We start from the raw sequence: 26329 nt of genomic DNA on the forward strand, positions 1-26329 counted from the left end.
TCACCGTCCCCTGGCCCACAATCTCCCCCACCTGACCCCCACCCCTGCCACCTGGGTGAAGTGGGTGGGGTTAGAGGGTGCAGTTGATGAGCACGACCGGGCCACGGCGTTTGTCAGAAGTAGTCGATGAGGTGGGCGGTGGGTCCGGCGGCGAGCAGGTCCAGGGCGCTCGGGTCGGGTGTGCTGTGGTGCAGCAGTCCGGTTTCGGCGAGGGTGCGGGCGGTGGCGGTGCCGGTGTAGAGGCGGGCGAAGCCGCGTACGGTCAGGTGCAGGTCGGGGTCGGTGCTGCTGCGGGACAGGTCGGCGTGGCCGTCGGCGACGGTGAGTTGCCAGGTGCCGGTGTTCCAGTCGGCGAGGTCGTCGGTGAGGGTGAAGGTGACCTGGCCGCGGGTGTGGGTGGGCCAGCCGCGGGCGGCGACGGCGCGGGCGATGTCGACGGGTCGGTGCATCCAGGCGTCGCGTTCGTGTTCGCGGGCCCGTTCCAGGGGCAGGTGGGTGCTGATGGTGTCGCCGGGTAGCGGGGTCAGTCGCAGGGTCGGGGTGACGCTGTACCAGCTGGCGAGGACGTCGACGAGGGCGCGGGCGGCCTCGGCGGTGGTGGCGAGGATGTCGTCGACGGTGAGGATGGCGTCGGGGCCGTAGCCGCGCCCTCGGTTCCAGCCGGCGTAGCCGACCAGCTGGCCGTCGTGTTCGACGACTGTGAGTCCGTCGTAGGGCAGGTTGTCGGTGGCGGTGAACCGGCGGTGGGTGCGGGTGAGCAGGCCGTTGCGGTGGTGTGCGACGCGTCGGTAGAGCTCGGCGGTGGCGGGCAGGTCGGCGGTGGTGCCGGTGCGTACGGTCAGCCGTGGGTCGGTGCGGTGCCGGGGCAGCGTCGCGGTGGGCAGGTCGAGGGTGCGTAGCTGTCCGGTGATCTCCCACCCGCAGGCGCGGTAGGGGGCGGCGGTGGTGGGGAACAGCGTGCTGACGGCGGCGCCGCGGTCGCGGGCGCTGCGGAGCAGGGTGGTCAGCAGGGCGCGGGCGACTCCGCTGCCGCGGGCCTCGGCGGCGACGGCGACGCCTGCGACGTCTGCGGCGGGTACGACGTGTCCGCTCCACCACTGCTCGTCGTGCAGGTCGACGGCCTTGCCGATGAGTTGTCCGGTGGTGGGGTGGAAGGCGCCCCAGCTGGTGCGGCCGGCGGTGTTCGGTGGTGGGGGTGGTTGCGGGTCGGAGCCGAAGGCGAGCCGGCCGAGCTGCCAGGCGTCGTCGAGGTCGTCGGGGGTGAGTTCACGCACGTCGGGCACGGGCCGACGATAGCGGTCGTGGTGGTGGGGTCGACCGAATTTGTGGGTCGGCTGGTCAGGTGGTGGTGACGGGGTCGTGGCGGACCGGGAAGTTGACCGAGTTGGCGATGAAGCAGGTGTGGTGGGCGTCGTCGTGCAGTGCGGTGGCGATGTCGGCGGTGGCGGGGTCGGCGACGGTGACGTGTGGTCGCAGGATCACCTCGGTGAAGTGGCCGTTTCCGGTGTTGTCGGTGGTCATGGTGCCGGTGGCGTGGTCGACGTAGTCGGTGACGACGACGCCTTTGTCGGCGCACAGGTGCAGGTAGGCGAGCATGTGGCACTGGGACAGGGCGGCCAGCAGGAGTTGTTCGGGGTTCCAGCGGGTGCGGTCGCCGTGGAAGGTGGGGTCGGAGCTGCCGGGGATGGGTGGGCGGCCGTCGGTGGTGATGTCGTGCTCGCGTCGGTAGTCGCGGTAGCCGCTGGTGCCGGTGCCGAGGTTGCCGGTCCAGGTGACGGTGGTGGCGTAGTGGTGGGTGCGGGGCATGCTCAGCCTTTCGGTTCGTTGTGGTGGGTGAGCAGGAGGTCGAGTAGGCGGACGAGTTCGCGGCGGTCGGTGGGGTCCAGTGGTGCGAGCAGGGTGTCCTGGGCGGTGTCGAGGGCGTGTTGCAGGGTGGTGAGTTCGCGTCGGCCGGTGGGTGTGATGTGGACGATGTTGCGGCGCCGGTCGGTGGGGTCGGGTTCGCGGCGTACGAGGTGGCGGTCGGCGAGGTCGTTGAGGGTGGCGACGATGTCGCTGCGGTCGATGCCGCTGTGCCGGCCGAGGTCGGCCTGGCTGGCGGGGCCGGTTTCGGCGAGGGTCGCCAGCAGTCGGTAGTGGTAGCCGCGGGCGTGGTGGGCGCCGAGTGCGGTGGTGACGAGGCGTCCGGCGTGGGCGGCGGTCTGGGTGAGCAGCCAGCTGGGGGTGGTGCGCAGTCGGCCGGGGGTGGGGGCGCTGGGGTGCTCCATGCGGTGACTGTACGCGATTTCGTTGGTGGTACCCACGACCCGTGTTATGTTGGCCAAGCCAACGTTGGTATTGCCAATGAATAGGGGTTGTCATGTCCACCACCCTCAACGGGCAGATCCTCGGCCGGACCCACTACGCCACCCGGGCGGTGCTGGAGCGGGAACTGGGCCGGCTCGGGTTGACCTTCGCGCAGGCGCTGCTGCTCAACGCGCTGGCCGCCGCCGACGCCCCGCTCCCCCGCACCGAGGCCGCCCGCCGGCTGGTCGACGCGGTGAAGGTGCCGACCGCGACGGCGCACGGCACGCTCACCGAGCTGATCGCGGCGACGCTCGTGGCGCCGCTGCCGACCGACGCCTCCCGGGTCGCGCTGACCCCGACCGGGCGGCAGGCCCAGCACCTGGTCGCCGCGGCCTCCGCCGAGATCGGGGCCCGGCTGTGGGCTGATCTGCCCGCCGACGACCTGGTCGCCGCGGCTCGGGTGTTGGAGGTGGTGCGGCGGCGCGCCGAGCAGGCCCTGGCGGCGGTGTGACGCCGGGCGGGCCCGGGTGCCACCGGGCCCGCCCGGCGGTCAGTGCTGCGGGATGTGGGCGACGCCGATGCGCTTGCGGAACACCCAGTACGTCCAGCCCTGGTAGGCCAGCACGATCGGGGTGAAGAACACCGCCACCCACGTCATGATCGTGAGGGTGTACGGGGTGGAGGCGGCGTTGGTGGCGGTGAGCGTGCCGGCGGGGTCCAGCGTGGAGGGCAGCACGTTCGGGAACAGTGCGGCGAACAGGGTGGCCACGGCCAGGCCGATCGCGGCGGCGGTGCCGGTGAACGCCCAGCCCTCGCGGCGTACCGTGGCGGCCGCGAGACCGCCGAGCAGGGCGAGCGCGGCACCGACGGCGAGCACGACGGCGGCGGTGCTGGAGCGGATGGTCAGGGTCCAGCTCAGGAAGGCGACCGCGAGGACGGCCGCGGTGACGCCCAGGCGCACGGCGAGCGCGGCCGCCCGCTCGCGGATGTCGCCGACGGTCTTGAGGGCGACGAAGACGGCGCCGTGGGTGGCGAACAGCGCCGCGGTGGTCGCGCCGCCGAGCAGGGCGTACGGGTTGAGCAGGTTGAGCAGTCCGCCGACGTACTCGTGCTCGGCGTCCAGTGGCACGCCGCGCAGGATGTTGGCGAAGGCGACGCCCCACAGGATCGCCGGGACGAGTGAGCCGAAGAAGATGGCGTTGTCCCAGCGGCGTTTCCAGGACGCCTCGGGTCGCTTGTGGCGGTACTCGAAGGCGACTCCCCGGGCGATCAGGGCCAGCAGGATCAGCAGCAGGGGCAGGTAGAAGCCGGAGAAGAGGGTGGCGTACCACTCGGGGAAGGCGGCGAACATGGCGCCACCGGCGGTGATCAGCCAGACCTCGTTGCCGTCCCAGACCGGCCCGATGGTGTTGATCATTACGCGGCGTTCCTTGTCGTCGCGGCCGAGTACGGGCAGCAGCATCCCGACGCCGAAGTCGAAGCCCTCAAGGATGAAGTAGCCGGTGAACAGCACGGCGACGAGGAGAAACCAGATGGTGGTCAGTTCCACGGTGGGGCTCCGGGTCAGTAGGCGAAGGCGAGCGGGCGCTCGGCGTCGTCGGTGTCGTCGGGTTCGGGGGCCGGGGTGACGTCGGGTACGCCGGCCTTGGCGTAGCGGATCAGCAGCTTCACCTCGATGACGGCGAGGACGGCGTAGATGAGGGTGAAGGCGGTGAAGGAGGTGAGGACCTCGGTCAGGGAGACGCTGCGGGACACGCCGTCGCGGGTGAGCATCTCGCCGAAGACGATCCACGGCTGGCGGCCCATCTCGGTGAAGATCCAGCCGAAGGAGTTGGCCAGCAGTGGCAGGATCGGCATGGCCAGGCCGGCGCGCAGCAGCCACCTGCTGGTGGGGGTACGGCCCTTGCGTTGGCTCCAGAGCACCAGCAGGGCGATGGCGGCGGCGGCGAGCCCGAAGCCGATCATCAGTCGGAAGCTCCAGTAGGTGACCGGGATGATCGGGGTGTAACTGCCGGCGCCGTACTGGGCGCTGTAGAGGGCCTGGAGGTCGTTGATGCCCTGCACGGTGCCGTTGGGGTCGCCGGTGCCCAGGTAGGACAGCAGGTACGGGATCTTGAGGGCGAACAGCTCGCGGCTGCCGTCGAGGCTGCCGATGGTCAGTACGGAGAACGACGCGGGGCTCTCGGTGGAGTAGAGCCCTTCGGCGGCGGCCATCTTCATCGGCTGCACCTGCGTCATGATCTTGCCTTGGATGTCGCCGGTGATGACGACGACGGCGGCGGAGACCAGGGTGACCCAGGATCCGAAGCGGGCGGCGAAGCGGTAGGCCGGGGTGTCGGCGCTGTCGCGGTTGCGGATCAGGTGCCACAGGGCGACGGCCACCAGCAGTGACCCGGCGACCAGGAAGGCGCCGGCGATGGTGTGCGGGAAGGTGATCAGGGCGACCTTGTTGGTCAGCACGGCGACGAAGTCGGTCAGCTCGGCTCGGCCGGTGTCCGGGTTGTAGCGGTAGCCGACCGGATTCTGCATGAACGAGTTCGCGGCGAGGATGAAGTAGGCCGACAGGTTGGTGCCGATGGCGGCGGCCCAGATGCTGGCCAGGTGCAGGCGGGCGGGTAGCCGGTCCCATCCGAAGATCCACAGGCCGATGAATGTGGATTCGAGGAAGAACGCGACCAGGGCCTCGATGGCCAGGGGCGCGCCGAAGATGTCGCCGACGAAGCGGGAGTAGTCGCTCCAGTTCATGCCGAACTGGAACTCCTGCACGATGCCGGTTACCACACCCATGGCAAAGTTGATCAGGAAGAGTTTGCCGTAGAACTTGGTGAGCTTGAGGTACTTCTCGTCCCCCGTACGGTGCCAGAGGGTCTGGAGGATGGCGACCAGAACGGACAGGCCGATGGTCAGCGGTACGAAGAGAAAGTGGTAGACGGTGGTGACACCGAACTGCCAGCGGGCGACGTCCAACGCGTCCACCTGCGACCCCCAGGCTATTCATACTACAAGGCGTAGTAAATACTACAGCGCGTCGTACGTGAGTTGGCAGAGGCGGGCGGCCCGAACCGCCCCGGGACCAATGACCCTGCTCACCTCTGCCGTACGGCCCGCCCTGGCCGCCCCGGTCCCCACCCGCCGTGCGACCATGTCCCGCTGATGGAAGCAGCCCACTCCCCCTGGCGTCCGCCGCTGATCTGGCGCATCGCGCTGCTGCTGGCCCGCGCCGTCGTCGGGATGCTGGCCCGGCTGGAGGTCACCGGCGACATCCCGGCCCGGCTCCGCGGCGGGCCGCTGATCCTGGCCGCCAACCACATCAGCCCGTTCGACCCGATCGTGCTCGCCGCGGCCTGCCGGGCCCGCCGGGTGGCACCCAGGATCATGGCCACCGGCGGGCTGTTCCGCGCCCCGCTGATCGGCACCGCGATGCGCAGCGCCGGGCACATCCGCGTCGACCGGGGCACCAGCGCCGTACACCGGGCCCTGGACGACGCCGCCGCCGCGGTCGGCGCCGGCGCGCCGATCCTGGTCTATCCGGAAGGGCGCATCGGCCTCGACCCGGGCATGTGGCCCGAACGCGGCAAGACCGGCGCCGCCCGGCTCGCCCTGGCCTGTGGCGCACCCGTCATCCCGGTCGCCCAGTGGGGCTCGCACGAAATACTGCCCTACCACGCGCCCAGGGGGATGCTGCGCGGCATCGCCCGGGCGCTGGTGCGCCGCCCGACCGTACGGGTGCACTTCGGTGACCCGGTGGAGCTGGCCGAAGTGCCCCGCGCCGTGCCCGGCGCGGCCCGGCTGGCCACCGACCGGATCATCGACGCGCTCACCGACACCCTCGCCCCGCTGCGACCGGACGAACCCGACCGGCCCCGCCACGTCGACCCGAGCCGGCCGGTCGACACCAGCCGCGCGCATCGACGCCGTCCCGCCGCCGGCTGAGCGCAGAGCGTGGGTGAGCAGGCTCGCCCGTAGCGAGCCGAGTCCCAGGCGCAGGAAAGGCATGGCCTGCTGCGACCACACCCTCAGGTTGCCTGCTGCACCGCCCGCAGCACCTCGGTCACCGCCGAGGCCACCGGCGCCACCGGGGCGGCCAGCGCCGCCAGGCGCTGCAACAGCGCCGTCACCCGGGCCGGTTCCGGATCCGGGCGGGCCAGGTGGACGCGCAGTTCGGCGGCCACCGCCCGGGCCGGCTCCGGCAACTCGTCACGGTGCCTGTCGAGCGTCTGCACCAGTTGGGCGACCAGAGCCGGCACGTCCACTCCCGGTGCCGTGGCCCACAGCGCCCCACCGACCGCGTGCGCTCCCGGACCCACCGCCTGGTTACCGACCTGGCTCACCCCGCCCGACTGCTGGATGCCGAAGTTGATCGAGTTGTCGGACGTGGTCATGACGGCCTCCCGGTGCCGGCTCGGCGGTTCGTACCCTGTGGCGACGGCTGCTCCGTGGTGCTCTGCTGCTCCGCTCGCGCCCCGGCTCCCACCGCCTGGTTACCGACGACGCTGAGGCCACCGGTCTGGATCACGCCCTGGTTCAGGATCATGGTCTGCCGGGTCCGGAACTCGGCGGTGTCCACGCCCTTGTCCTCCAGGAAGTCGACGATGGCCGCCAGCACGTGACGCTCGACCACCTTGAGATGCTTCGCGGCGTCGAGCACCTGGAAGTAGTTGTGGTAGGTGGTCCCGGTGGCCATCTCCCGCACCCCGGCCCGGGCACCGTAGTCGTAGCCGAGGTCCTCGCGGGCCATCCGCCGCGACCGCGACTGCCGGATCTGATGACGCAACACGCGGACGCCGTCGCGTACCAGGCGCAGCGGCGCGCCGACGGAGGTGCGTACCAACTGCTCGGCGGCGGTGGTGAACAACTGGACGAACTGGCGCACCGGGATCCACTCGGTCAGCCGGTCGACGTCGTGGTACTCGATGCGGGGCGGCTCCAGCAAGGTCCGGGCGCACTCCAGGTACAGCACCCGACCATCGGTGGAGAAGTGCAGGAACGTGCAGGCCACCACCTCGCCACCCCAGGACGGCACCAGGGCGCACAGGAAATGCCGGGCGGCGCCCTGCGGCCGGCTCGCCACCGCCCGCAGCCGCTCGTCGGACCAGCGTTGTCGGGGCATCCGGTTGCGCTCGGGCAGCAGCTGCGGATCGTCGGTCAGCAGACCGCCGTGCACGAAGACACGATCCTCCAGCACCAGCCCCGCGAGCCGCTCCGGATTGAGCTCCGGATCGCCGGCCGGGTCGAGTCGGATCGCCGCCAGCCGTTGCCGCACGTGGTCGATCAGATCCACGACGGCGAACCGTACGGTGGCGTCCGCGTCGCCGGTGACGGTGCTCGACGAATCGGACAACTGCTGCTCGGCCCGGTGGATCGGCAGGGCGAACGACCAGCCGGCCACCGGGGCGCCGTGCCCGACGAACGGGGTGTACCCGCTGTAGATCGTCACGTTGCCGCGCTGCGCCGTGTCGATCTGCGCCAGTCGTGCGGCGTAGCGCTGCGGCACCGGGCTGGTGCCGGGTGTCGTGGGCTGGAAGTGACCGCGCCGCAGCCGCTCCACAAGTAGCTGCCGGGTGCCCAACAGGTGCAGCACGAGGATGAGGTAGGCGACCAGGCCGGCCACCAGCGCCAGCCACGGCAGGCCGATCATCCAGCTGAGCAGGCCGCTCTCACCGTCGGTGTCGAACCCGGCGAACTGCGCCATCAGCCACAGCGACACCACGGCGACCCCGACGAGGGCCAGCACCGAAGCGAGCGGACCGTACGGGCCGCGCCGGTTGGCCCGGGACAGCGACATGCCGATCGCCAGCACCACCGCCGCCTGCAACGTCCACAGCGGCGACAGCAGCAGGGCCAGACTTCCGGCGATCAGCAGGCCGGCGTCGCGGCGGATGCGTCGCTGGCGTGCCTCCAGGCAGTGCCGCAGCACGGTGCTCAGGTCGAATCCGACCGAGGGTGCCACCGCCCGCAGTTCGTCGTCGAAGACCTCGGCCAGGGCCGAGTCGGCGAACGTGTCGTCGGTGTGGGCCGCCACGCACAGGTAGCGGGTCGCCTCGCTCGTGGCGTCCGCCGGGTCTGTCGTCGGGGCCTCGGCGGTGGCCTGCCGGATCACCATGTCAGTTGCCTCCCAGGCCGGGGACGGTCGGTCGGGACCGGGGCCGTCGGGCCGGCACCGCCGCCAGCAGCAGACCGACGACGAGACCGCACAGCAGCGCCCGTACCAGTTCGTTGAACAGTTCCCCGCGCATGGCCGACCCGACGTAGACGCCGCTGTCGACGGCCAGGTGCACGAAGACGCCGCCGACCGTGGCGAGCAGCGCCGCCACCACCGTGGCGCCGAGCGTGCCGAAGATCCGGTACGCCCGCGGCGGCGTGGCACCGGCGGCCAGCCTGCGCAGCACCACCAGCACGATCAGCAGGAACAGCGCCAGCTGGGCGTTCTGCGCGAGCTGAAAGCTGGACAGCGTCTCCGGACCGTCGGCGCTGCCCCAGCGCAGCCACGACAGTCCCAGCAGCATCGCGTCGAGCATGGTCGTGACGATCCCGGCGGGGCCGTCGGTCCGCGGCAGATTGAGGCTCAGCTCCCGGATCACCGCGAATCCCCCGGGGCTTCCGGCGACAAGCGTCGTGACCAGCAACGCCCAGAACCCGGACGGAAGGTGACGGGCCGTCGTGCGGCGCGGCGACGGGACCCGCCCGGGCAGCGCGTGCACGGGACGGATGGTCAGCACCGCCGGCGTCTGGGGCGGGTCGTCACGTCGCTCTGCGGGATTGGTCCACGCCATCACCCGGGCATTCTCGCCATCGCCGAGCGAGCGGGGAAGATTACTGTCCGGCATCCGGCAGTCACCAGCGGGTACGACGTGGTGTGTGGACGACCTGACGCACCCGGCTCGCCGCCGGCCCGCCACCGGGCGGTCACCAGGGCCAGGCATACTGCGCCGCGTGCCCACGACCGCGCACCCCTACCTCGACGCGCCCACCCCGCTGGCCTTCGCGCACCGCGGCGGCGCCGCCGACGGCGACGAGAACACCGCAGCCGCCTTCGCCCGGGCGGTGGAGCTGGGCTACCGGTACGTCGAGACCGACGTGCACGGCACCGTCGACGGGGTGGCCGTGGTGTTCCACGACGACACCCTGGAGCGGGTCACCGGGCAACGTGGCCGGGTGGGTGCGATGCGCTGGGCGGACCTGGCCACGGTTCGCGTCGGCGGCGCCGCCGTGGTGCCCCGCCTGGACGAGGTGCTCGGCGCCTGGCCGCAGGTGCGGTTCAACATCGACGTCAAGTCCGACGGTGGCGTGGCGCCCGCGGTGGCCACGGTCGACCGGGTCGGTGCCGCCGACCGGGTGCTGCTTGCCTCGTTCAGCGACGCCCGGCTGACCCGGCTGCGGGCGCTGACCGGCGGGCGGGTCGCCACCAGTCTGGGGGTGCGCGGGGTGGCCCGGCTGCGGTGGGCCTCGTGGACCGGTCGACGGCTGCGGCTACCGCCGTCGGTGGTGGCCGCGCAGGTGCCGGTGCGGTACGGCCGGGTGCCGGTGGTCGACAGTCGCTTCCTGCGGACGGCCCACCGGCTCGGCCTTCAGGTGCATGTCTGGACGATCGACGAACCCACCGAGATGCACGAGTTACTTGATCTTGGTGTTGATGGCATCATGACCGACCACGTCGGCGTGCTGCGCGACGTCTACCGCAGCCGCGGCCACTGGGCCGCCTGAACAACCTGGGCGGAGGACCCCCATGGCCGAGACGGTCACCCCGGCGGCGCAGGACACCCCACCGCCGGGCAGCACCCGCCGCGAGCGCACCGGCTGGTACTTCTACGACTGGGCCAACTCGGCCTTCCAGACCACAGTCATCACCGTCTTCCTCGGACCGTTCCTGACCAGCGTGGCCAAGCTCGCCGCCGGCTGCGAACTGGGTGCGGACGAATGCTCCGGCTACGTGTACCCGCTGGGCATCAAGGTGGCCGCCGGCTCGTACTACCCGTACCTGATCTCCCTGTCGGTGCTGCTGACGGTCTTCGTGCTGCCGGTGATCGGTGCCGTCGCCGACCGGTCACTGCACAAGAAACGGCTGCTGGCCGCCACGGCCTACACCGGTGCCGCCGCGACCGTCGGAATGCTCTTCGTGACCGGGGACCGGTACCTGCTCGGTGGCGCGCTGTTCATGATCGCCAACATCAGCTTCGGGGCGGCGATCGTGGTGTACAACTCGTTCCTGCCGCAACTTGGCGGGCCGGACGAGCGCGACGCCATCTCCAGCCGCGGCTGGGCGCTGGGCTACCTGGGCGGCGGTCTGCTGCTGGCGTTGAACCTCGTCGCGGTGCAGTCGTTCGACAACGGCACCGCCGAACGCACCCTGGACCTGGCCCGCTGGTCCATCGTCTCGGCCGGGCTGTGGTGGGCGGCGTTCACCCTGGTGCCGCTGCGCTGGCTGCGGGAGCACCCGACCGCCGCCGCGCTGGCCGCCGGTGGCCGCGGCAATGTGCTCACCGACGGGTTCCGGCAGCTCGGCCGCACCCTGCGGGAGATCAAGGCGTACCCGCTGACGCTGTTCTTCCTGCTGGCGTTCCTGGTCTACAACGACGGCATCCAGACCGTCATCACCCTGGCCAGCCAGTACGGCACCGAGGAACTGCGGCTGGGGCAGAGTACCCTGATCGTGACGATCCTGCTGGTCCAGTTCCTGGCCTTCGGAGGCGCGCTGGGGCTGGGTGCCCTGGCCGGGCGGATCGGGGCCTGGAAGACGGTCCTGCTCAGCCTGGTGCTGTGGACCGCGGTGATCATCGCGGCGTTCCGGCTGCCGGCCGAGGCGCCGCTGCCGTTCATGGTGCTCGGCGCGGGCATCGGCCTGGTCCTGGGCGGTAGCCAGGCGCTGAGCCGGTCGCTGTTCAGTCAGCTGATCCCCGCCGGCAAGGAAGGCGAGTACTACGGCTTCTACGAGATCAGCGACAAGGGCACCAGTTGGCTCGGCCCACTCGCGTTCGGTCTGGTGTTCCAGTTGACCAACTCCTACCGGGTCGGCCTGGTCTCCCTGCTGATCTTCTTCGTGGTCGGTTTCCTGCTGCTGCTGGCGGTGCCGATCCGGCGGGCCATCATCGCCGCCGGCAACACCCCGCCCCGGGTGCTCTGACCCCGCCATCAGCACGTCGCCAGTGCGATGATCGACACCAGCGGCGGGCCGGTCGGGCGTGGCGGGGGCACCCGGCATTAGGCTGCCGGTCCGTGACGACCGACGACGCCGTACCGACCTGCCTGGCCCGCCCGCCGCTGCCCGGTGAGGGTGACAACCCGGCCGGGTGTGTCGCCGCCCGTGGCGTCGACGGGCGGCCGGCGCACGCCGCCGCGCTGCGGTTCTACTGGGGGCCGATGGACTGCGGCAAGTCCACCATGGCGCTGCAGATGAACTACAACCACGCCCGGCAGGGACGCCGGGGACTGGTCACCACCCGCATCGACCGTTCGCTCGGACCGCAGGTGACCACCCGGATCGGGCTGGCCCACGAGGCCATCGAGGTGACCGACTCGCTGGACCTGCGCACCCTGGTGCGCGACGCCTGGGCCGACGGGGTACGGGTGGACTACCTGATCTGCGACGAGGCCAGCTTCTACGCCGTCGAGCACGTGGAGCAGATGGCCGACCTGGTCGACAGCTACGACGTCGACGTGTACGCCTTCGGTCTGGCCACCGACTTCCGTTCCTGCCTGTTCCCGGCCGCGCAGCGGCTGTTCGAACTGGCCGACTCGGTGGCCCGGATCCAGGTCGAGGTGCTCTGCTGGTGCGGACGTGAGGGCCTGCTCAACGCCCGCGTCGCCGACGGGCGGGTGGCTCGCGAGGGCGCACAGGTCGTCATCGGCGACACGGTCGACACCGCGGACGTGCGCTACCAGGTGCTCTGCCGGCGGCACCACCGCGCCGGTGACCTCGGCCCCCGGGGTGTGACGCCCGGCACCTGAGCAGCCGTCCTGATCGCTGCTGGATAACAAAACGATCACCGCTGCGAACCTTTCCCGGTGGTCGGCCCCTTCTGGTGCATGACGGGAGCAACCAGGGGCCGCACGGCCCGCGAACCGGCGGGGGTACAGGACGAATGAGGTTCGCGTTGCGGCGTGCCCGGGCCACGAAGGGCCTGCTGCTGGCCGCCGCCGGGGCGGCGCTGGTGGCCACCGTCGCGCTCACCGGTCTGGCGGCGTACAACCGGGACGTCGTCGACTCCGGCACCCGCAACGTGCTGGCCGCGGCCACCGCCGAGGAGCGCTCGATCCTGGTACGCGCTTCCGCCGGGCGCACCGACGAGGCGCTGCGGGAACGCGACGGCGCGTTGCGGGAGCGGGTCTCCGCCGACCTGGCCGGTCTGCCGGCCCGGGTCAGCACCGCCGGGTACGCGGCCGGTCGGCAGCTGCGCGGCGACACCGGTGACGCCGTCGCCGACCGTAGCGGCACCACCTACGCGTCGGTGATGTTCCTCGACGATCTGCCCGCGCACGCCCGGCTGACCGCCGGGGCGTGGCCGCAGCCCGGGGCGGGTCCGGTGCAGACCGCGATCGCCGAGGTGGCGGCGACGACGTTGCGGGTGGGCGTCGGCGACCGCATCCCGATCACCGACGGGCTCAGCGGGCGGGTCACCGAGGTTGTCGTGTCGGGCGTGTTCACTCCCGTCGACCCGGACGCCGCGTACTGGCGGCTGGCGCCGGAGACGGCGACCGGCTCACTGCCGCAGGCGGCCACCTACGGCCCGCTGACGGTGTCCCGCGACGACTTCGCCACCCACTTCCTGGCCAACGCCTCCGCCGGCTGGCTGGTCGAGCCCGATCTGGCCGGGGTCGGCCCGGCCGCCCTGGACCGGCTCGCCGACGCCGCGGGCCGGATCACCACGAGCACGCCGGCCGAGGCCGGCCTCGGCGAGTCGGCGGTGGTCTCCAGTGACCTGGTGGCCCTGGTGCACCGCCTGCAACAGGCCACCCTCGTCGGCCGGTCCGCCCTGGTCACCCCGATGCTGCTGGTGGTGGTGCTCGGCGGGTACGCGCTACTGCTCGTGGCGATCCTGCTCACCGAGCACCGGCGGGGCGAGACCGCGTTGCTGCGGGCCCGGGGCGCGGCCCGCTGGCAGTTGGCCGGGCTGACCGCCCGGGAGGCCACATTTGTCGTCCTGCCGGCCGTGGTCCTCGCCCCACCGCTCGTCGTGGAGCTGCTGGGGCTGGCCGGCCGGCTGCCCGGACTCGGCGCCGTGTCGTTTCGTCCGGACCTCTCCGCCGACTCGACGGTGTGGCTGGTGGCCGGGCTCGCGGCCGCCGGCTGCGCGTTGGCGATGATCGGCCCGAGCCTGCGCCGGGGCGACAGTTACGTCGCCGACCTGGCCAGCCGGTCCCGCCCGAGCCGGCGGGGCATGGTCCAGCGGGCCGGGCTGGACGTCCTGCTCGTCGGCCTGGCCCTGCTGAGCTGGTACCAGCTGAGCCGGTACTCGTCCCCGCTGTCCCGGTCCCGAGGTGGCGAGCTGGGCATCGATCCGCTGCTGGCGGCCGCGCCGACGCTCGGGGTGCTGGCCGGGGCGGTGCTCGCGCTGCGGCTGCTGCCGCCGCTGGTCCGGCTGGCGGCGCGTTGGGTGGACCGCCGGCCGTGGACCGCCGTCATGCTCGGCACCTGGCAGGCCGGCCGTCGCCCGCACGCCGGTCCGGTGCTGCTGCTCGCCCTCGCCGTGGCGGTCGGCACCCTCGCCTGGTCTCTCACCGGGACGTCGCAACGTTCCCTCGATGACCAGGCCGCCCACCGGGTCGGTGCCGATCTGCGGCTGACCGAGGCCAAGGGTGCCGCCCCCGACGGCCGCGCCGACCAGCTCGCCGGTCTGCCGGGGAGCCGGGCGGTCCTGCCGGTCTGGCGGGAGCCGGTGCGTCTCGGCTCCGGCGCCGAGCCGGCGACCATGTTGGCGGTGGACGCCGGCACCGCGGGCGCGGTGCTGCGGCTCCGTTCGGACCTGGCCGGTGGATCCACCGACCGGCTGCTCGGCGGCCTCGCGGACGCGCGGGTGCAGGCACCGCAGACGCTGCTGCCGGCAGGCACCCGACGACTGACCGGCCAGTTGCGTACCCGGGGCGACGTCGAGGACGGCTCGGCGCCCATCCGCCATGAGGTGGTGCTCAGCGACGCCCGGGGCGACCACCGTCGGGTGGCCCTGGGAACCACCGGCTGGGACGGTCAGCCCCTGCGGTTCGCCGTCGATCTGCCGGCCGGCGACGGACCGTGGCGGCTGGCAGGCTTCACCGCCGAGACCCTCGGTGGCCCGCGGCTGAGCCTCGACTGGCGGTTGTCGAACCTGCGGGCCAGCCCGGACAGCACCACCGGCAGCCGGGTGGACCTGGCGGTGGACGGGGCGTGGCAGCTGGTCGACCGCGCCGGGACGGCCACCGCGTCGACGGTCTCCGGCACCACCCTGTCCGGCCGCTACGAACGTGATACTCCGGCGAACTGGAACGCCCCGCGCACCCCGGTGCAACTGGCCGTCACCCGTCCGGTCGGCACGGACCGGGTGCCGGTGGTCGCCACCGGGTCGGCGCTGGACGTGCTGCACGTTGATGTCGGGGCGCAGACCCGGCTGTTCCTGGGTGGTGCCGAGGTCGACGTGGTCGTGGTGGACCGGGTCGCGGCCCTGCCCGGCGACGTCGAGGACGCCGCGCTGCTCGTCGACCTGCCGTCGCTGCGTGCCCGGCTGTTCCACGAGCGGGGCATCGTCCGCGCGCCGCAGGAGTGGTGGGTCGCCGCCCGTCCCGGAGCGGCGGCACAGGTGGCCGGTGCGGCCGTCGAACTCGGCGACCTGACCGTGCTGGATCGCCAGGACGTCGCCGACGAGCTGGCTCGCGACCCGTTCGGAGTGGGCGCCCGTGGTGCGCTCTTCGTCGCCGCCCTCGCCGCGGTGCTGCTGGCCGCGGTGGGTGTGGCCGTGGACGTCAGCGCGACGGCACGGCGTCGGGCCAGGGAACTGGCGGTGCTGCACACTCTCGGCGCGGGTCACCGCCTGGTGGCCCGGTCGCTGCTGGCCGAGCAGTCGTTCCTCGCCGGCATGGGGGTGCTTGTCGGGTTGGCCGTGGGGATCGGCGTGGCGGCGACGATGGCCCCGCTGGTCATCCTGACCCCGTCGGCGGACCGTCCCGATCCCCCGCCGCTGCTGAGCGTCGACTGGCCGCCGGTGCTGGGCACCGGCGTCGGACTGCTGGCACTGGCACTGGCGTTCAGCGCCGCGGTGTCGGTGAGCGTGCGGCGCCGGCTCACCGCCGCGCAGCTGCGCGGTGGGGAGGACCAGTGAACCCGAGGAGTACGGCGAGACAGGGCCCCGCAGCCGCGAACGAAAGGCCGGTCCAGTGAGCGCGAGGCGGATCAGAGCGTACGGCGGGCAGGTGGGCCTGCTGGCGGTGCTCGGGCTGGTGGCGGCGCTGCTGCTGACCGCCGCACCCCGGCTGACCGGCGAGTACGCCGATCGGGGGTTGCGCGCGGACGTGGCCCGGCTGCCGCACCTGGTCCGTGACGTCTCGCTCGCCGTGGAGCGGCCCGCGCCGGCCGCGGCCGGGCAGGCCGACCTGGACCGCTACGCCGCCGAGCTGCCGTCGCCGCTGCCCACCCTGGTGAACAGCCGGTGGTACGCGGCGTCGTTGGACGAGGAGCAGTTGCTCGCCACCGGCGACGATCCGCCGATGGACGGCGGTGCACAGAAGATGTTCGGGCTGCGCGCCCAGACCGGCGTCACGGAGGCGGCCGAGCTGACCGCCGGACGCTGGCCGCGCACCCGCCCGGGCGGCCCGGCCGAGGTCGTCGTCTCCGGCGCGGTGGCCGAGACGTTGTCGTTGCGCGCCGGCCAACGGTTGCGGTTCGCCGGTCGCGACGGTCAGGCGCCCGCGCACATCGTCGGGGTGTTCGAGCCGCGCGACGCCGGTGACCCGGTCTGGGACGACCTTGGGTACGCCCTGGAGCCGGTGATCCCGGTGCTGGACGGTGAGCCGTACATCGTGGCGGGGGTGACCGACTGGGTCGGTGTGGACGTCGTCGCCGCCGGTACCGGCGTACCCGCCGTGAGCGGTTGGCGGTACCGCCTCGACGAGCAGCGCCTGAACACCTCGACGCTGGAGTCGGTGACCGCGGCGGTGGCCGAGGCGCGCCGCATGTCGTGGACCTCGGGAGCGACGGTGCAGACGTCGCTGGACAGCGCGCTGTCGCGTTTCGCGGGACAGTTGCACGCCGTGCAGGCCCTGCTCGCCGTCGTCCAGGCGGGTCTGGTCGCCAGCCTGCTCGGGCTGATCCTGCTGGCCGCCCGGTTGACGGTGCTGCGGCGACGCGAGGAGTTCGCGTTGCTGCGGGCCCGGGGCGCCGCCCTGACCGCCATCGGACTGCGTACCCTCGCCGAGTCCGCGCCCGTGCAGCCGGTCGCCGTGCTCGTCGGTTGGCTTGTCGGCACCCGGGTGCCCGGCCGCGACGGTGGTTTTCCGTGGCTGGTGCTGGCCCTGGCGGTGCTCACCACGGCGGTGGTGCCGGTGCTGGCGATGCACTCGCAGCGGCGGGTCGGGGTGGTCACCGGTCGGGCCGATGTCGCCTGGCGGCGCCCGTCGGCGCGGCGACTGACCGTCGAGGCGGGCGTGCTGGTGCTGGCCGGGCTCGGGGTGGTGCTGCTGCGCCGCCGTGGTCTGGACCCGGGTGCCGGCGTCGACGCGTACCTCAGTTCGGTGCCGGTGCTGGTCGCGGTCGCTGCCGCGTTGGTGGCGGTACGGCTGCTGCCGTGGCCGCTGCGGTTGGCCGGCCGGGTGGCCGCGCGGGCCCGGGGCGCGTTGCTGTTCCTCGGTGTCGCCCGCGCCGGACGGGGCGCGCCGGTGGCGTTGGGTCCGTTGGCGGTGCTGATCGTCGCGGTCAGCACCGGGGTCTTCGGCGGGGTGGTCACCACCACGGTCGGCGCGGCCCGGGACCGGGCGGCGACCTTGACGGTGCCGGCGGACGCCTGGTTGACCGGGTACACCTTCGCCCCTGACGCCGGCGACGCGTTGACCCGGGTGTCCGGGGTGACGGCGGTGGCCCGGGTGTGGGTGGATTCGAATCGGCGGCTGGTGCCGGACGCCGCGACGCCGGCCCGGCAGATCGGCACGGCCCGGGTGCTGGTGGTGGACGCTCCGGCGTTCGCCGAGGTGGTGGCGCGCAGTGGTGTCGACGTGGACGTGCCGGCCGCCCTGCGGGCCGCCGCCCGGGGTGACGGGCCGGTGCCGGCGGTGGTGTCCCCGGCGGTGGCCACGGGTGTCGGTGACCGGGCCGCCGTGGATGTACAGGGCAGGTTGTACGAGTTCCGGGTCGCCGGGTTGGCCGACGCCTTCCCGGGCGTGGGGTTGGGCACCGAACGGTTCGTGGTGCTGCCGTGGCAGGCGCTGCCCGAGTACGAGTACACGCCGATCATCCCGAACCGGTATCTGGTCGCCGGTGACGACATCGACGACGCGCAGCTGCTGCGGGTGGCCGACGACGCGCAGCGGCAGCGGCAGTCGGAGGTGCTCGGCGTGCCGGTGACCCGTACGCAGGTGCCGGCGTCGTTGCAGACCCGGCGGGCGTACCGCGAGGACCTGGACCGTACCGGGGCCAACGACGTACTGACCCTGGCGTTCACCGCCGGTGCGGCCGGAGGCACCGCGCTGGCCGTGCTCGCCGTCGGGTTCGCGGTGGTCGCCGACGCCGCCGGCCGGGGTCGGATGTTGTCCCGGCTGCGCACCCTGGGGCTGTCCGCCGGCCGTGGCCGGCGGCTGCTGGTGTACGAGCTGGTGCCGTTGGTCCTGGTCGCGGCGGTGACCGGGGCGGCGGTGGGGGTGGCCCTACCCCGGATCCTGGGACCCACCCTCGGGCTGTCCGCGTTCGCGCCCGGCGTGCCGATCCGCGATCACCTGGATCCGCTGGTCCTGGCCTCGGTACTGGGGCTGGTGGTGCTGGGCCTGGCGACCGGGCTGGCGGTGGAGAACCTGATGAACCGACGGATGCGCCTCGGTGAGGTGCTGCGTCTGGGAGAGGAGAACCCATGACGACTGTGGCACCGGATGTTCCGGACCTGGCGACGTTGCAGCGGCGTGCGGCGGAACGGGCCGCCGCACGGGCCGGCGGCGCGGACCGCCTGCGCGGGCACATCGTCTGCGACGGGCTGGTGCGCATCTTCACCAGCGAGGGCGTGGAGGTCGTCGCGTTGCAGGGCCTCGACCTGGTCGTGGACCGTGGTGAACTGCTGGCCATCGTGGGCGCGTCCGGTTCCGGCAAGTCGACGGTGCTGAACATCCTGTCCGGGTTGGACACGCCGACCGCGGGCATCGCCCGGGTGGCCGGCTACGACCTGCTGACCATGTCGGCCGCCAAGCGGCTGCGGTATCGGCGGCACACCGTCGGGTTCGTGTGGCAGCAGACCGGACGCAACCTGTTGCCGTACCTGAGCGCGCGGGAGAACGTGGAGCTGCCGATGCGGCTGTCGCGCCGGGGTGGCCGGGCCGCTCGGCGGCGGGCGTCCGAGCTGCTGGAGATGGTCGGCGTGGGCTACTGCGCGGACCGTCGGCCGGGGCAGATGAGCGGTGGTGAGCAGCAACGCTGCGCCGTCGCGGTGGCGGTGGCCAACGACCCGGAGGTGCTCTTCGCCGACGAGCCGACAGGTGAGCTGGACGAGGCGACGGCCGGGGAGGTCTTCGCCGCGCTGCGCACCATCAACGCCGAGCTGGGGGTGACGGTGGTGGTGGTGACCCACGACCCGCAGGTCGCCTCCCAGGTCCGCCGTACGGTGGCGATCCGCGACGGCCGGACCGCCTCGGAGGTGCACCGCACCGCGCGGGTCGGCGCCGACGGCGTGGAGGAACTGGTCACCGAGGAGTACGCGGTGCTGGACCGGGCCGGACGGATGCAGCTGCCGGCGGGCTTCGTGGACGCGTTGGCCCTGCGGGACCGGGTGAGGCTGACCCTGGAGCCGGACCACGTGCAGGTCCGCTCCGGCGACGAGAGGAGTGCGCGGTGAGCGAACAGGATCTGATCCGGGTCGACGGGCTCAGCCGTGACTACGGCGGCGGCGACCGGGTGGTCCACGCGGTTCGGGACGTGTCGTTGCGTGCCGGTCGGGGTGAGCTGGTCGCGGTGCGGGGCCGATCCGGGGCGGGCAAGACCACCCTGCTGAACCTCATCGGTGGCCTGGACCGGCCCACCTCGGGGCGGGTCTGGGTGGCCGGGCAGGAGGTCACCGCGGCCAGCGAGAAGGATCTGCTGCGGCTGCGCCGGGACACCATCGGGTTCGTGTTCCAGTCCTTCGGGCTGATTCCGATCCTGTCCGCGGCGGAGAACGTCGGGGTGCCGATGCGGTTGGCGAAGGTTTCGGCCGCGCAGCGTGAAGAGCGGGTGTCGGTGCTGCTGGAACTGGTCGGCCTGGGTGGCCACGCCGCGCAGCGGCCGTACGAGATGTCCGGCGGGCAGCAGCAGCGGGTGGCGATCGCCCGGGCGTTGGCCAACGACCCGGCGCTGCTGATCGCCGACGAGCCGACCGGCCAGTTGGACTCGGAGACCGGCCGTGCGGTGATGGACCTGTTGCGGGCCCTGGTGCACGCCCGGGGGATGACCGCGTTGGTCGCCACGCACGACCCGACGCTCGTGGAACTGGCCGACCGGGTGCTGGTGCTGCGTGACGGGCGGCTGGTGGAGGCGGCCGAGCCGGTCGGGGTGTGACAGGTCAGTACGGGTCGCCGCAGACCCGCCATCCACCGTCCTCCCGCACCACCGACAGGTCCCGCTGTTCGCTGCTGCCGGTGTCGCGGGTCAGCAGCACGGTGACCTTGCCGTGCGGCCGACCGCCGCTGGTGGCCACGGACACGTCCACGATCTCGTAGTCGCGCACCACCGGCGGGGTGCGCACCCAGCTGGTGAAGCCGAGTTCGCTCCACCGGGTTCGCGCGTCGGCGCAGAGCCGCTCGTACGCGCTGCTGGTGTCACCCGCGGTGACCTCGCGCAGGAATCCCTCGGCGGTCTCCCGGACCGGGGCGGCGGCCTGGGTCACCAGTTGCAGGTTCCAGGCACCCAGCCCGGCGACCCCGACGCAGCACAGCGCCACCCCCGCTCCGGCGACGGCGAGGCCGGTCCGCATCGGATGGCGTCGCCGGGCCGGTCTGCTCCACGGCTGCGCAGCGCCCACACCACTCGACGGTAGAGAATCGGCCGCCGTGGCGGGCGGAAAAGTCGGCGTGGCCGGGCGGGACCGCACCGCGTCCCGTCCGGCCACGCCGGGGACAGGTCGTTGATCAGGCCTTGATTTCCTTGCGGCCGTTGCCGGTCGCGCTGATGGTGACCCGGCGCGGCTTGGCCCGCTCGGCAACCGGGATCCGCAGCGTCAACACGCCGTTGTCGTAGCCGGCCTCAAGCTTGTCGGTGTCGAGGGTGTCGCCGAGGAAGAGCTGGCGGCTGAAGACGCCCATCGGGCGCTCAGCGGCGACCAGTTCGACGGTGTCGCCGGCGGGGCGGCGACGTTCGGCGCGGACGGTCAGCACGTTGCGCTGCACCGTGCAGTCGATGCTCTCCGGGTCGACTCCGGGCAGGTCGAAGGCGGCGTAGAAGTAGTCACCGTCGCGGTAGGCGTCCATGTGCATGACGGCCGGGCGGCTGGTGCTGCCGAAGAACTGCTCGGCGAGCCGGTCGATCTCACGGAACGGGTCGGTGCGCATCAGCATCGGGTACCTCCTCGGTTCTCCTGGCCGAAGGTCCTTAGTTGAGTCCGTGCGACTCAACTTCTGCTTCATTATTTAGCGCGCCCGACGCGCGCCGTCAAGTGGGCCGGTGGCGCCCGAATGGCACTAGCGCCAATTGGTTTGCTGTGGAAACCTGTTGGCATGACTACTGCTTCGGTGCCCGCCGACGGGGATCCCCGCCGGCTGCTGTCCGACGTACGCGCCCTCACCCGGCAGGTACGTCTCGACCAACGGGTGACCTGGCTCGCCCTGCTGGTGCTGGCCACGGTGACGCTCGTCGGGATCCCGTTCGACTGGTTCGGCATGACGGTGCGTTGCCTGCCCGACGGCAGCTGCGAGTTCTCCCGGCGAGGCGTGCTGTACTACTGGCCCGCCGCGCTGCTGCTGGCGTACGCGACGATCGCCGTCTGCTACGTGCGAGCCGCCCGGGCCCGAGGGCTGGGTTCCCGGGTGCTGCCGTACGCGATCACCGGCGCCGTGACGACAGTCGTGTTCACCGCCGCGTGGGTGGCCGCGGCCCTCTACCTCCCGAGCCACCCGCTGCCGGAGCAGCCATTGCCGTACTGGTGGCTGCTGCTGGACCGGCTGCTCACCCCGTGGAGCATGATCGGCATCGCGCTGCTGGTGCTGGCGCGGTTGGAGCGCAACCTCGCGCTCGGGCTGTTCACCGTCGGCTACCTGGCGATGGTGCTGCTCGTCCTGCCGATGAACAACGGCTGGGGACCACCCCACTGGGGCATCCGGGCAGGAATGGCGTTGCCGCAACTCGTCAGCGCCGTCGTGCTGCTGCTGGGCGCGGCCGGCTTCGCGGCAGCCCGCCGCCGGCACCGGTGACGGCCATGACCGGCAATCCGGACCCGAGTGACACGCACCCGGCCACCGGGTTGGACGACGTGGTGCACCAGCGGGTCCGGCTCGGCATTCTCGCCATCACCCACGAGGCGCGCCGGGTCGAGTTCGGCTACCTCCGTACCCAGCTCGACCTGACCGCCGGCAACCTCTCCAAGCACCTGAGCGTGCTCGGGGACGCTGGCCTGATCGAAGTGGAAAAGGGCTACGAGGGCCGGCGCGGCCGTACCTGGATCACCCTGACCGCCGCCGGCGGTACCGCCCTCGCGGACGAGGTCGAACGACTGAAGCTGCTCATCGCGCGGATCGGGACGACCGACGTGCCGCAGGACCGGTGACCGCCATGCGGGCGGAGCGCCGGGCCCCGCCGGACGATTCGGCATCGGCCCCGGTCCGCGACCCGCCCGGGGGATTACCGACCTGGCCGGCGCGGGCGACAATGTCCCGGTGACGACGGCGACGCCGCAGGTCCGAACCGGCGCGACAGCGCAGCCGCCGGCCCCCGCGCCCGGACCCCGGGCCATCGGGCCGTGGCTGGTCGCCGGGACGGTCACCCTGGTCCTGCTGGCACTGTCCCCCCGGTACGGCTACCACCGCGACGAGCTGTACTTCCTGCTCGCCGGCAAGCACCTCGACTGGGGGTACGTCGACCAGGGGCCTCTGGTACCGGCGCTGGCCCGACTCGCCGACACCGTCGCCCCCGGCAGCCTGCTCGCCCTGCGGACCCCGTCGGCGCTGCTGGCCGGCGGCGCGACGCTGCTGGTCGCCGCGACCGCCCGACAGTTCGGCGCGGACCGGAGCGCCCAGACGTTCGCCGCGCTGCTCGGTGCCGCGTCGGGGATCGTGCTGGCCACCGGTCATCTGCTCAGCACCACCACCGTCGACCTGGTGATCTGGTTGGCTGCGGCGCTGTGCACGGTGCGACTGCTGCGTACCGGGGACGGCCGGTGGGCCCTCGCCGTCGCGCTGGTGCTCGGCGTCGGCATGTTCAACAAGCTGCTGCCCGCGCTGCTCGCCGTGGGTTTGGTGGCCGGGTTGACCCTGGCCGGGCCACGCCGGCTGTTGCGGGACCGGTGGGTGCTGGCGGCCACCGCGCTGTTCGGGCTGCTCGCCGCCGCGAGCCTGAGCTGGCAGGCGGTGAACGGTTTCCCGCAGCTGGGAGTCGCCGCGACGATCTCCGGTGGGGACAGCTCCTACAGCGGCCGGCTCGACGCCCTGCTGCTGCACTTCGTGATCATCGGTCCGTTCGTGGTGCCGATCTGGGTGACCGGGCTGGTGGTGCTGCTGCGCCGGTCCGGCTGGCGCAGCTACCGGGCGCTCGGCTGGGCCTGGCTGGTGGTGGCCGGCATCGTGCTGTTCCTCGGCGGCAAAGGCTACTACGACGCCCCGCTGCTGCTGGTACTCACCGCCGCCGGAGCGGTCGTCGCCGCCGGCTGGGCGGCCCGCGGTCGGGTACGCCGCACCCTGCTGGTGGCGGTTGTCGTACTCACCACCGCCAGCAACGCGGTGCTGCTGCTGCCGGTACTGCCGGCCGACCGGCTGCCCGCCTTCGTTCTGGCGGTCAACTACGACGCCGGGGAGACCATCGGCTGGCCGGCGTTCACCGACTCGCTGGCCGCCGTGCACCGCACCCTGCCGCCGCAGGAGCAGGCCCGGGCGATCATCCTCACCGGCAACTACGGCGAGGCGGGCGCGGTGGCCCGGTTCGGTCCGCAGCGTGGGTTGCCCGCCGCGTACTCCGGACACAACAGCATGGCCGACTTCGGCCGGCCGCCGGACGACGCGGACGTGGTGATTGCCGTCGGCTGGTCGCGGCCGGACCGGTTACGGTCCTGGTTCACCGACGTCACCCTCGCCGGGCGGGTGGACCTGGGGGTGGCGGTGGACAACGACGAGAACGGCGGACCGATCTGGTTGTGCCGTGGGCTGCGGCGTCCGTGGGCCGACGTCTGGGACACCGAGGTACGTCACACGGGGTGAACGGCAGCCACGCGGACCGCCACGGCGAGCACGCCGGGCGGGTTAAGGTGCTGCGATGGGTACCCATTCCGCCGCGGTCGAGGCGCTCAAGACAGACCCGCGCACCGCCTCGCTGCGCCGCTCGCTTGAGGTCTACTACGGCAACCCCGACCGGGACGCGGCAATGGACGCCTTCTACGCCCGCTTCGTCCGCCCCGGTGACCTGGTCTTCGACATCGGGTCGCACGTGGGAGACCACATCGGCAGCTTCCGCCGCCTGGGCGCCCGGGTCATCGCCGTCGAACCGCAACCCCTGTGCCTGCGGGCGTTGCGTGCCATCTACGCCGACGACGACCAGGTCACCCTGATCGAGGCGGCCTGCGGTGCCCAACCCGGCCGCATCGGCTTCCTGGTCAACTCGGCCAACCCCACCGTCTCCACCGCCTCCACCGACTTCGTCGCGGCCGCCGCCGGTGCGGGCGGCTGGGAGGACCAGGTCTGGGACGGCCAGATCGAGGTACCGGTGACCACCGTCGACACGCTCATCGCCGAGCACGGCACACCGGCCTTCGTCAAAATCGACGTGGAGGGCTTCGAGGACGCCGTACTCGCCGGACTCAGCCAACCGCTGCCGGCACTGTCGTTCGAGTTCACCACGATCGGACGGGCCGTCGCGTTGCGGTGCCTGGACCGGCTCGCCACGCTCGGTTTCGGCGGATTCGACGTGGCCCTCGGTGATGACAAGGCGCTGACCCTCGGGCGGTGGGTCGACGCCGAGGAGATGGCCGCGCACCTGCTCGCGCTGCCGCACGAGGCCAACTCCGGCGACGTGTACTGCGTCCGGTCGGCGAGCAGCTGACCGAGGGTCGAACCCGCCGACCGGCGTGCTCAGCCGCGGCGGCGGGCCCGGGCCGCCCAGATGGCGTACGCCGGGTCCCGGTCCAGGTTGTGCCGGTCCCGGTCGTAGCGGCGGGTGGTGCGCGGGTCGGCGTGGCCCATGGCGTCCTGCACGTCCTCCAACGGCACCCCCTCGGCGCGGGCGGTGGTGGCGAAGGCGTGTCGCAGGGAGTGTGGTGACAACCGCGCCCACGCGGGAATCCCGGCGGTGCGGGCGAGCCGCCGGACCAGCCGGAACACCGAGTGTCGGTCGAGCCGGGCGCCGCTGGCGGTGACCAGCAGTGGACCGGTCAGCTCCGCCACGTCCACCCGCTGCGCGGCGGCCCGCTCGGCCAGGTACGCGTCGACGGCGTACGCCGTGCCCGGGGTCAACGCCCGGCGACGTGACCGGCCGCCCTTGCCGACGAACCGCACGCTGCGGTGCCCCCGCTCGGCGCCGAGGTCGTCCAGGTTCAGCGAGACCAGCTCCCCCACCCGTAGCCCCAGGTCGGCGAGGAGAGCGATGGCGGCGCGGTTGCGGGCGGCGGTCGGGCCCGTCTCCGCCTCGGCGGCCGCGAGCAGCGCGTCCACCTCGTCCGGGGCCAGACCGACGGTGACCGAGTGGTCCCGATCGACGCGCGGCCGGTCGGCTCCGGAGACCGGATTGGACTCGACCGCCCGCAGCTTGACCAGGAAGTCGTACCAGCTCGACAGCGCGGACAGCTTCCGGGCCACGGTCGCCGGGGTCAACGGGCGTCCGGTCCGGGCGGCCAGGCTGCTCTCCAACTCCCGCCCGTACTGGTTGACGTGCAGGAAGTTCGCGCGCAGCGGGTCCAGCTCCCGGGTCGCGCACCAGGCCAACCAACCGCCGACGTCACGGCGGTACGCGTCGCGGGTGTGCTCACTCAACCGTCGGTTACGCAACCACGCGTCGGTGACGGCCATCGGCCCGTCGGGCAGGGCCGGGTAGGCCGATGGGCGGTACTGCACCGGAGTGTTGTGCGGATGCATGTGAAAAATGCTCTCAGCCCTGATGTGTGTTGACGATCAGGCGCGCCGACACTTCATGATCGGCTGCCGACGGGAGGCGACGCCGCGTCGCACCCGGCCCCTTACGCTGACGCGGTGCTGTCTCAGGTCAACGGTCTGTCCCGACGATTCACCGAGGACACCCTCCGGGCGTACCTGCTGAGTCGTTCGGTGCGCACCGACGACGGCTGCCTCATCGTGCGCGGCTACGGCAGCCGACGCGGCGTGCACCAGAAGCTCGCGGGTCGGGCCTGGGCGCACATCGCGGCGTACGTGGTCTTCGTCGGCGACTACGACCCCACCCTCGAAGTCCATCACGACTGCGGGGCGCCGGACTGCATCGAGCCGACCCATCTGCGCCAGCTCAGCCACGCGGACAACTGCCGGGAACGCACCCAGCGTCCGCGCTGCCGCAACGGGCACGAGCGGGAGACCGAGCCGGCCACGGGCCGCCTGCGACGGGTCTGCCGGACCTGCAACCGCCTGGCGCAGAAACGCTGGCGTGAACGCCGGGCGGCCGAGGTGGCCGAGGCCCGTGCGACGTACGGGCGAGCGTCGTCCTGACCCGAGCCCCTCATGCGATCCTCCGCCGGTAGGCGATGGTGGCGGCGAGGTAGGTGACGACGAG

General features: G+C 72.5%; 25 protein-coding genes. 14 read left to right on the plus strand and 11 right to left on the minus strand.

Annotated elements, in window-relative coordinates; genetic code table 11:
• Window positions 1–113: 113 nt before the first annotated feature.
• From AB0I71_RS31070 to AB0I71_RS31080, 3 genes are read right to left on the minus strand one after another with little or no spacing between them, the layout of a single operon-like run.
• Window positions 114–1283, minus strand: coding sequence for a GNAT family N-acetyltransferase (locus tag AB0I71_RS31070; RefSeq protein WP_357590732.1), 1170 nt, complete (start codon window positions 1281–1283; stop codon window positions 114–116).
• A gap of 55 nt (window positions 1284–1338) precedes the next feature.
• Entirely contained in the window at window positions 1339–1806 is a 468-nt protein-coding gene (locus AB0I71_RS31075) for an OsmC family protein (RefSeq protein ID WP_357590734.1), read from the minus strand.
• Window positions 1807–1808: 2 nt separating this feature from the next.
• Window positions 1809–2267 (minus strand): MarR family winged helix-turn-helix transcriptional regulator, encoded by a 459-nt coding sequence (locus tag AB0I71_RS31080; RefSeq protein ID WP_357590736.1) that lies wholly within the window; start codon window positions 2265–2267, stop codon window positions 1809–1811.
• 92 nt (window positions 2268–2359) lie between these two features.
• On the opposite strand from AB0I71_RS31080, the gene AB0I71_RS31085 reads away from it, so the two are divergent.
• A complete protein-coding gene (locus AB0I71_RS31085; RefSeq protein ID WP_357590738.1) occupies window positions 2360–2797 on the plus strand; it encodes a hypothetical protein in 438 nt (145 codons plus the stop codon).
• A 39-nt stretch (window positions 2798–2836) separates the two neighbouring features.
• On the opposite strand, the gene cydB is transcribed toward AB0I71_RS31085, so the two are convergent.
• On the minus strand, window positions 2837–3835 hold the full coding sequence (gene cydB, locus AB0I71_RS31090) for a cytochrome d ubiquinol oxidase subunit II (RefSeq protein WP_357590740.1): 999 nt from the start codon (window positions 3833–3835) through the stop codon (window positions 2837–2839).
• A 14-nt stretch (window positions 3836–3849) separates the two neighbouring features.
• Window positions 3850–5262, minus strand: a complete 1413-nt coding sequence (locus AB0I71_RS31095; RefSeq protein WP_099845805.1) for a cytochrome ubiquinol oxidase subunit I — start codon at window positions 5260–5262, stop codon at window positions 3850–3852.
• Window positions 5263–5439: 177 nt separating this feature from the next.
• Between AB0I71_RS31095 and AB0I71_RS31100 the strand changes: the two genes are divergently transcribed.
• On the plus strand, window positions 5440–6219 hold the full coding sequence (locus AB0I71_RS31100; RefSeq protein ID WP_357590743.1) for a lysophospholipid acyltransferase family protein: 780 nt from the start codon (window positions 5440–5442) through the stop codon (window positions 6217–6219).
• An 83-nt stretch (window positions 6220–6302) separates the two neighbouring features.
• On the opposite strand, the gene AB0I71_RS31105 is transcribed toward AB0I71_RS31100, so the two are convergent.
• From AB0I71_RS31105 to AB0I71_RS31115, 3 genes are read right to left on the minus strand one after another with little or no spacing between them, the layout of a single operon-like run.
• On the minus strand, window positions 6303–6668 hold the full coding sequence (locus AB0I71_RS31105; RefSeq protein ID WP_357590745.1) for a hypothetical protein: 366 nt from the start codon (window positions 6666–6668) through the stop codon (window positions 6303–6305).
• Window positions 6665–8389, minus strand: coding sequence for a hypothetical protein (locus tag AB0I71_RS31110; RefSeq protein WP_357590747.1), 1725 nt, complete (start codon window positions 8387–8389; stop codon window positions 6665–6667). The genes AB0I71_RS31105 and AB0I71_RS31110 overlap by 4 nt, the downstream gene beginning before the upstream one ends.
• A 1-nt stretch (window position 8390) precedes the next feature.
• Window positions 8391–9113 carry a hypothetical protein gene (locus AB0I71_RS31115; RefSeq protein ID WP_357590750.1) on the minus strand — a complete coding sequence of 241 codons (723 nt, stop codon included), beginning with the start codon at window positions 9111–9113 and terminating at the stop codon, window positions 8391–8393.
• A 106-nt stretch (window positions 9114–9219) separates the two neighbouring features.
• Here AB0I71_RS31115 and AB0I71_RS31120 point away from each other — a divergent pair, with 106 nt between their 5' ends.
• The 7 genes from AB0I71_RS31120 to AB0I71_RS31150 all read left to right on the plus strand — a co-directional run bounded on the left by AB0I71_RS31120 (window position 9220) and on the right by AB0I71_RS31150 (window position 19975).
• Window positions 9220–9990 (plus strand): glycerophosphodiester phosphodiesterase, encoded by a 771-nt coding sequence (locus tag AB0I71_RS31120; RefSeq protein ID WP_357590752.1) that lies wholly within the window; start codon window positions 9220–9222, stop codon window positions 9988–9990.
• 22 nt (window positions 9991–10012) lie between these two features.
• The gene (locus AB0I71_RS31125; RefSeq protein WP_357590754.1) at window positions 10013–11407 is read left to right on the plus strand and encodes an MFS transporter; all 1395 of its coding nucleotides are present in this window, start codon (window positions 10013–10015) and stop codon (window positions 11405–11407) included.
• A gap of 137 nt (window positions 11408–11544) precedes the next feature.
• Window positions 11545–12231: a thymidine kinase gene (locus tag AB0I71_RS31130; RefSeq protein WP_357590780.1), complete on the plus strand. Its 687-nt coding sequence runs from the start codon at window positions 11545–11547 to the stop codon at window positions 12229–12231.
• 134 nt (window positions 12232–12365) lie between these two features.
• Window positions 12366–15572, plus strand: coding sequence for an ABC transporter permease (locus AB0I71_RS31135; RefSeq protein ID WP_357590756.1), 3207 nt, complete (start codon window positions 12366–12368; stop codon window positions 15570–15572).
• Window positions 15573–15627: 55 nt separating this feature from the next.
• Window positions 15628–18309: an FtsX-like permease family protein gene (locus AB0I71_RS31140; protein WP_357590758.1), complete on the plus strand. Its 2682-nt coding sequence runs from the start codon at window positions 15628–15630 to the stop codon at window positions 18307–18309.
• The gene (locus AB0I71_RS31145; protein WP_357590760.1) at window positions 18306–19277 is read left to right on the plus strand and encodes an ABC transporter ATP-binding protein; all 972 of its coding nucleotides are present in this window, start codon (window positions 18306–18308) and stop codon (window positions 19275–19277) included. The genes AB0I71_RS31140 and AB0I71_RS31145 overlap by 4 nt, the downstream gene beginning before the upstream one ends.
• Window positions 19274–19975 carry an ABC transporter ATP-binding protein gene (locus AB0I71_RS31150; protein WP_357590762.1) on the plus strand — a complete coding sequence of 234 codons (702 nt, stop codon included), beginning with the start codon at window positions 19274–19276 and terminating at the stop codon, window positions 19973–19975. The genes AB0I71_RS31145 and AB0I71_RS31150 overlap by 4 nt, the downstream gene beginning before the upstream one ends.
• A gap of 4 nt (window positions 19976–19979) precedes the next feature.
• On the opposite strand, the gene AB0I71_RS31155 is transcribed toward AB0I71_RS31150, so the two are convergent.
• On the minus strand, window positions 19980–20438 hold the full coding sequence (locus tag AB0I71_RS31155; protein WP_357590764.1) for a hypothetical protein: 459 nt from the start codon (window positions 20436–20438) through the stop codon (window positions 19980–19982).
• 106 nt (window positions 20439–20544) lie between these two features.
• Entirely contained in the window at window positions 20545–20970 is a 426-nt protein-coding gene (locus AB0I71_RS31160; RefSeq protein ID WP_357590766.1) for an Hsp20/alpha crystallin family protein, read from the minus strand.
• 159 nt (window positions 20971–21129) lie between these two features.
• On the opposite strand from AB0I71_RS31160, the gene AB0I71_RS31165 reads away from it, so the two are divergent.
• The 4 genes from AB0I71_RS31165 (at window position 21130) to AB0I71_RS31180 (ending at window position 24655) form a co-directional block, all read left to right on the plus strand.
• Entirely contained in the window at window positions 21130–21822 is a 693-nt protein-coding gene (locus tag AB0I71_RS31165) for a hypothetical protein (protein ID WP_357590768.1), read from the plus strand.
• Between the two features lie 5 nt (window positions 21823–21827).
• Window positions 21828–22175: a transcriptional regulator gene (locus AB0I71_RS31170; protein WP_357590770.1), complete on the plus strand. Its 348-nt coding sequence runs from the start codon at window positions 21828–21830 to the stop codon at window positions 22173–22175.
• A 109-nt stretch (window positions 22176–22284) separates the two neighbouring features.
• Entirely contained in the window at window positions 22285–23817 is a 1533-nt protein-coding gene (locus AB0I71_RS31175) for a glycosyltransferase family 39 protein (RefSeq protein ID WP_357590772.1), read from the plus strand.
• A gap of 55 nt (window positions 23818–23872) precedes the next feature.
• On the plus strand, window positions 23873–24655 hold the full coding sequence (locus tag AB0I71_RS31180; RefSeq protein ID WP_357590774.1) for an FkbM family methyltransferase: 783 nt from the start codon (window positions 23873–23875) through the stop codon (window positions 24653–24655).
• A gap of 29 nt (window positions 24656–24684) precedes the next feature.
• On the opposite strand, the gene AB0I71_RS31185 is transcribed toward AB0I71_RS31180, so the two are convergent.
• Window positions 24685–25683 carry a tyrosine-type recombinase/integrase gene (locus AB0I71_RS31185; RefSeq protein WP_357590776.1) on the minus strand — a complete coding sequence of 333 codons (999 nt, stop codon included), beginning with the start codon at window positions 25681–25683 and terminating at the stop codon, window positions 24685–24687.
• Between the two features lie 114 nt (window positions 25684–25797).
• On the opposite strand from AB0I71_RS31185, the gene AB0I71_RS31190 reads away from it, so the two are divergent.
• The gene (locus AB0I71_RS31190) at window positions 25798–26265 is read left to right on the plus strand and encodes an HNH endonuclease (protein WP_357590778.1); all 468 of its coding nucleotides are present in this window, start codon (window positions 25798–25800) and stop codon (window positions 26263–26265) included.
• Window positions 26266–26329: the final 64 nt, after the last annotated feature.

Origin of the sequence: Micromonospora sp. NPDC049891 (assembly GCF_040660295.1) — a bacterium.
Lineage (GTDB): Bacteria > Actinomycetota > Actinomycetes > Mycobacteriales > Micromonosporaceae > Micromonospora.

Excerpts from the sequence above, each read along its gene's own strand:
- AB0I71_RS31075 (WP_357590734.1), bottom strand. The coding sequence starts at position 1,806 with ATGCCCCGCACCCACCACTACGCCACCACCGTCACCTGGACCGGCAAC.
- AB0I71_RS31080 (WP_357590736.1), bottom strand. The coding sequence starts at position 2,267 with ATGGAGCACCCCAGCGCCCCCACCCCCGGCCGACTGCGCACCACCCCC.
- AB0I71_RS31085 (WP_357590738.1), top strand. The coding sequence starts at position 2,360 with ATGTCCACCACCCTCAACGGGCAGATCCTCGGCCGGACCCACTACGCC.
- AB0I71_RS31100 (WP_357590743.1), top strand. The coding sequence starts at position 5,440 with ATGGAAGCAGCCCACTCCCCCTGGCGTCCGCCGCTGATCTGGCGCATC.
- AB0I71_RS31105 (WP_357590745.1), bottom strand. The coding sequence starts at position 6,668 with ATGACCACGTCCGACAACTCGATCAACTTCGGCATCCAGCAGTCGGGC.
- AB0I71_RS31110 (WP_357590747.1), bottom strand. The coding sequence starts at position 8,389 with ATGGTGATCCGGCAGGCCACCGCCGAGGCCCCGACGACAGACCCGGCG.
- AB0I71_RS31115 (WP_357590750.1), bottom strand. The coding sequence starts at position 9,113 with ATGCCGGACAGTAATCTTCCCCGCTCGCTCGGCGATGGCGAGAATGCC.
- AB0I71_RS31125 (WP_357590754.1), top strand. The coding sequence starts at position 10,013 with ATGGCCGAGACGGTCACCCCGGCGGCGCAGGACACCCCACCGCCGGGC.
- AB0I71_RS31135 (WP_357590756.1), top strand. The coding sequence starts at position 12,366 with ATGAGGTTCGCGTTGCGGCGTGCCCGGGCCACGAAGGGCCTGCTGCTG.
- AB0I71_RS31145 (WP_357590760.1), top strand. The coding sequence starts at position 18,306 with ATGACGACTGTGGCACCGGATGTTCCGGACCTGGCGACGTTGCAGCGG.
- AB0I71_RS31160 (WP_357590766.1), bottom strand. The coding sequence starts at position 20,970 with ATGCTGATGCGCACCGACCCGTTCCGTGAGATCGACCGGCTCGCCGAG.
- AB0I71_RS31165 (WP_357590768.1), top strand. The coding sequence starts at position 21,130 with ATGACTACTGCTTCGGTGCCCGCCGACGGGGATCCCCGCCGGCTGCTG.
- AB0I71_RS31170 (WP_357590770.1), top strand. The coding sequence starts at position 21,828 with ATGACCGGCAATCCGGACCCGAGTGACACGCACCCGGCCACCGGGTTG.
- AB0I71_RS31180 (WP_357590774.1), top strand. The coding sequence starts at position 23,873 with ATGGGTACCCATTCCGCCGCGGTCGAGGCGCTCAAGACAGACCCGCGC.
- AB0I71_RS31185 (WP_357590776.1), bottom strand. The coding sequence starts at position 25,683 with ATGCATCCGCACAACACTCCGGTGCAGTACCGCCCATCGGCCTACCCG.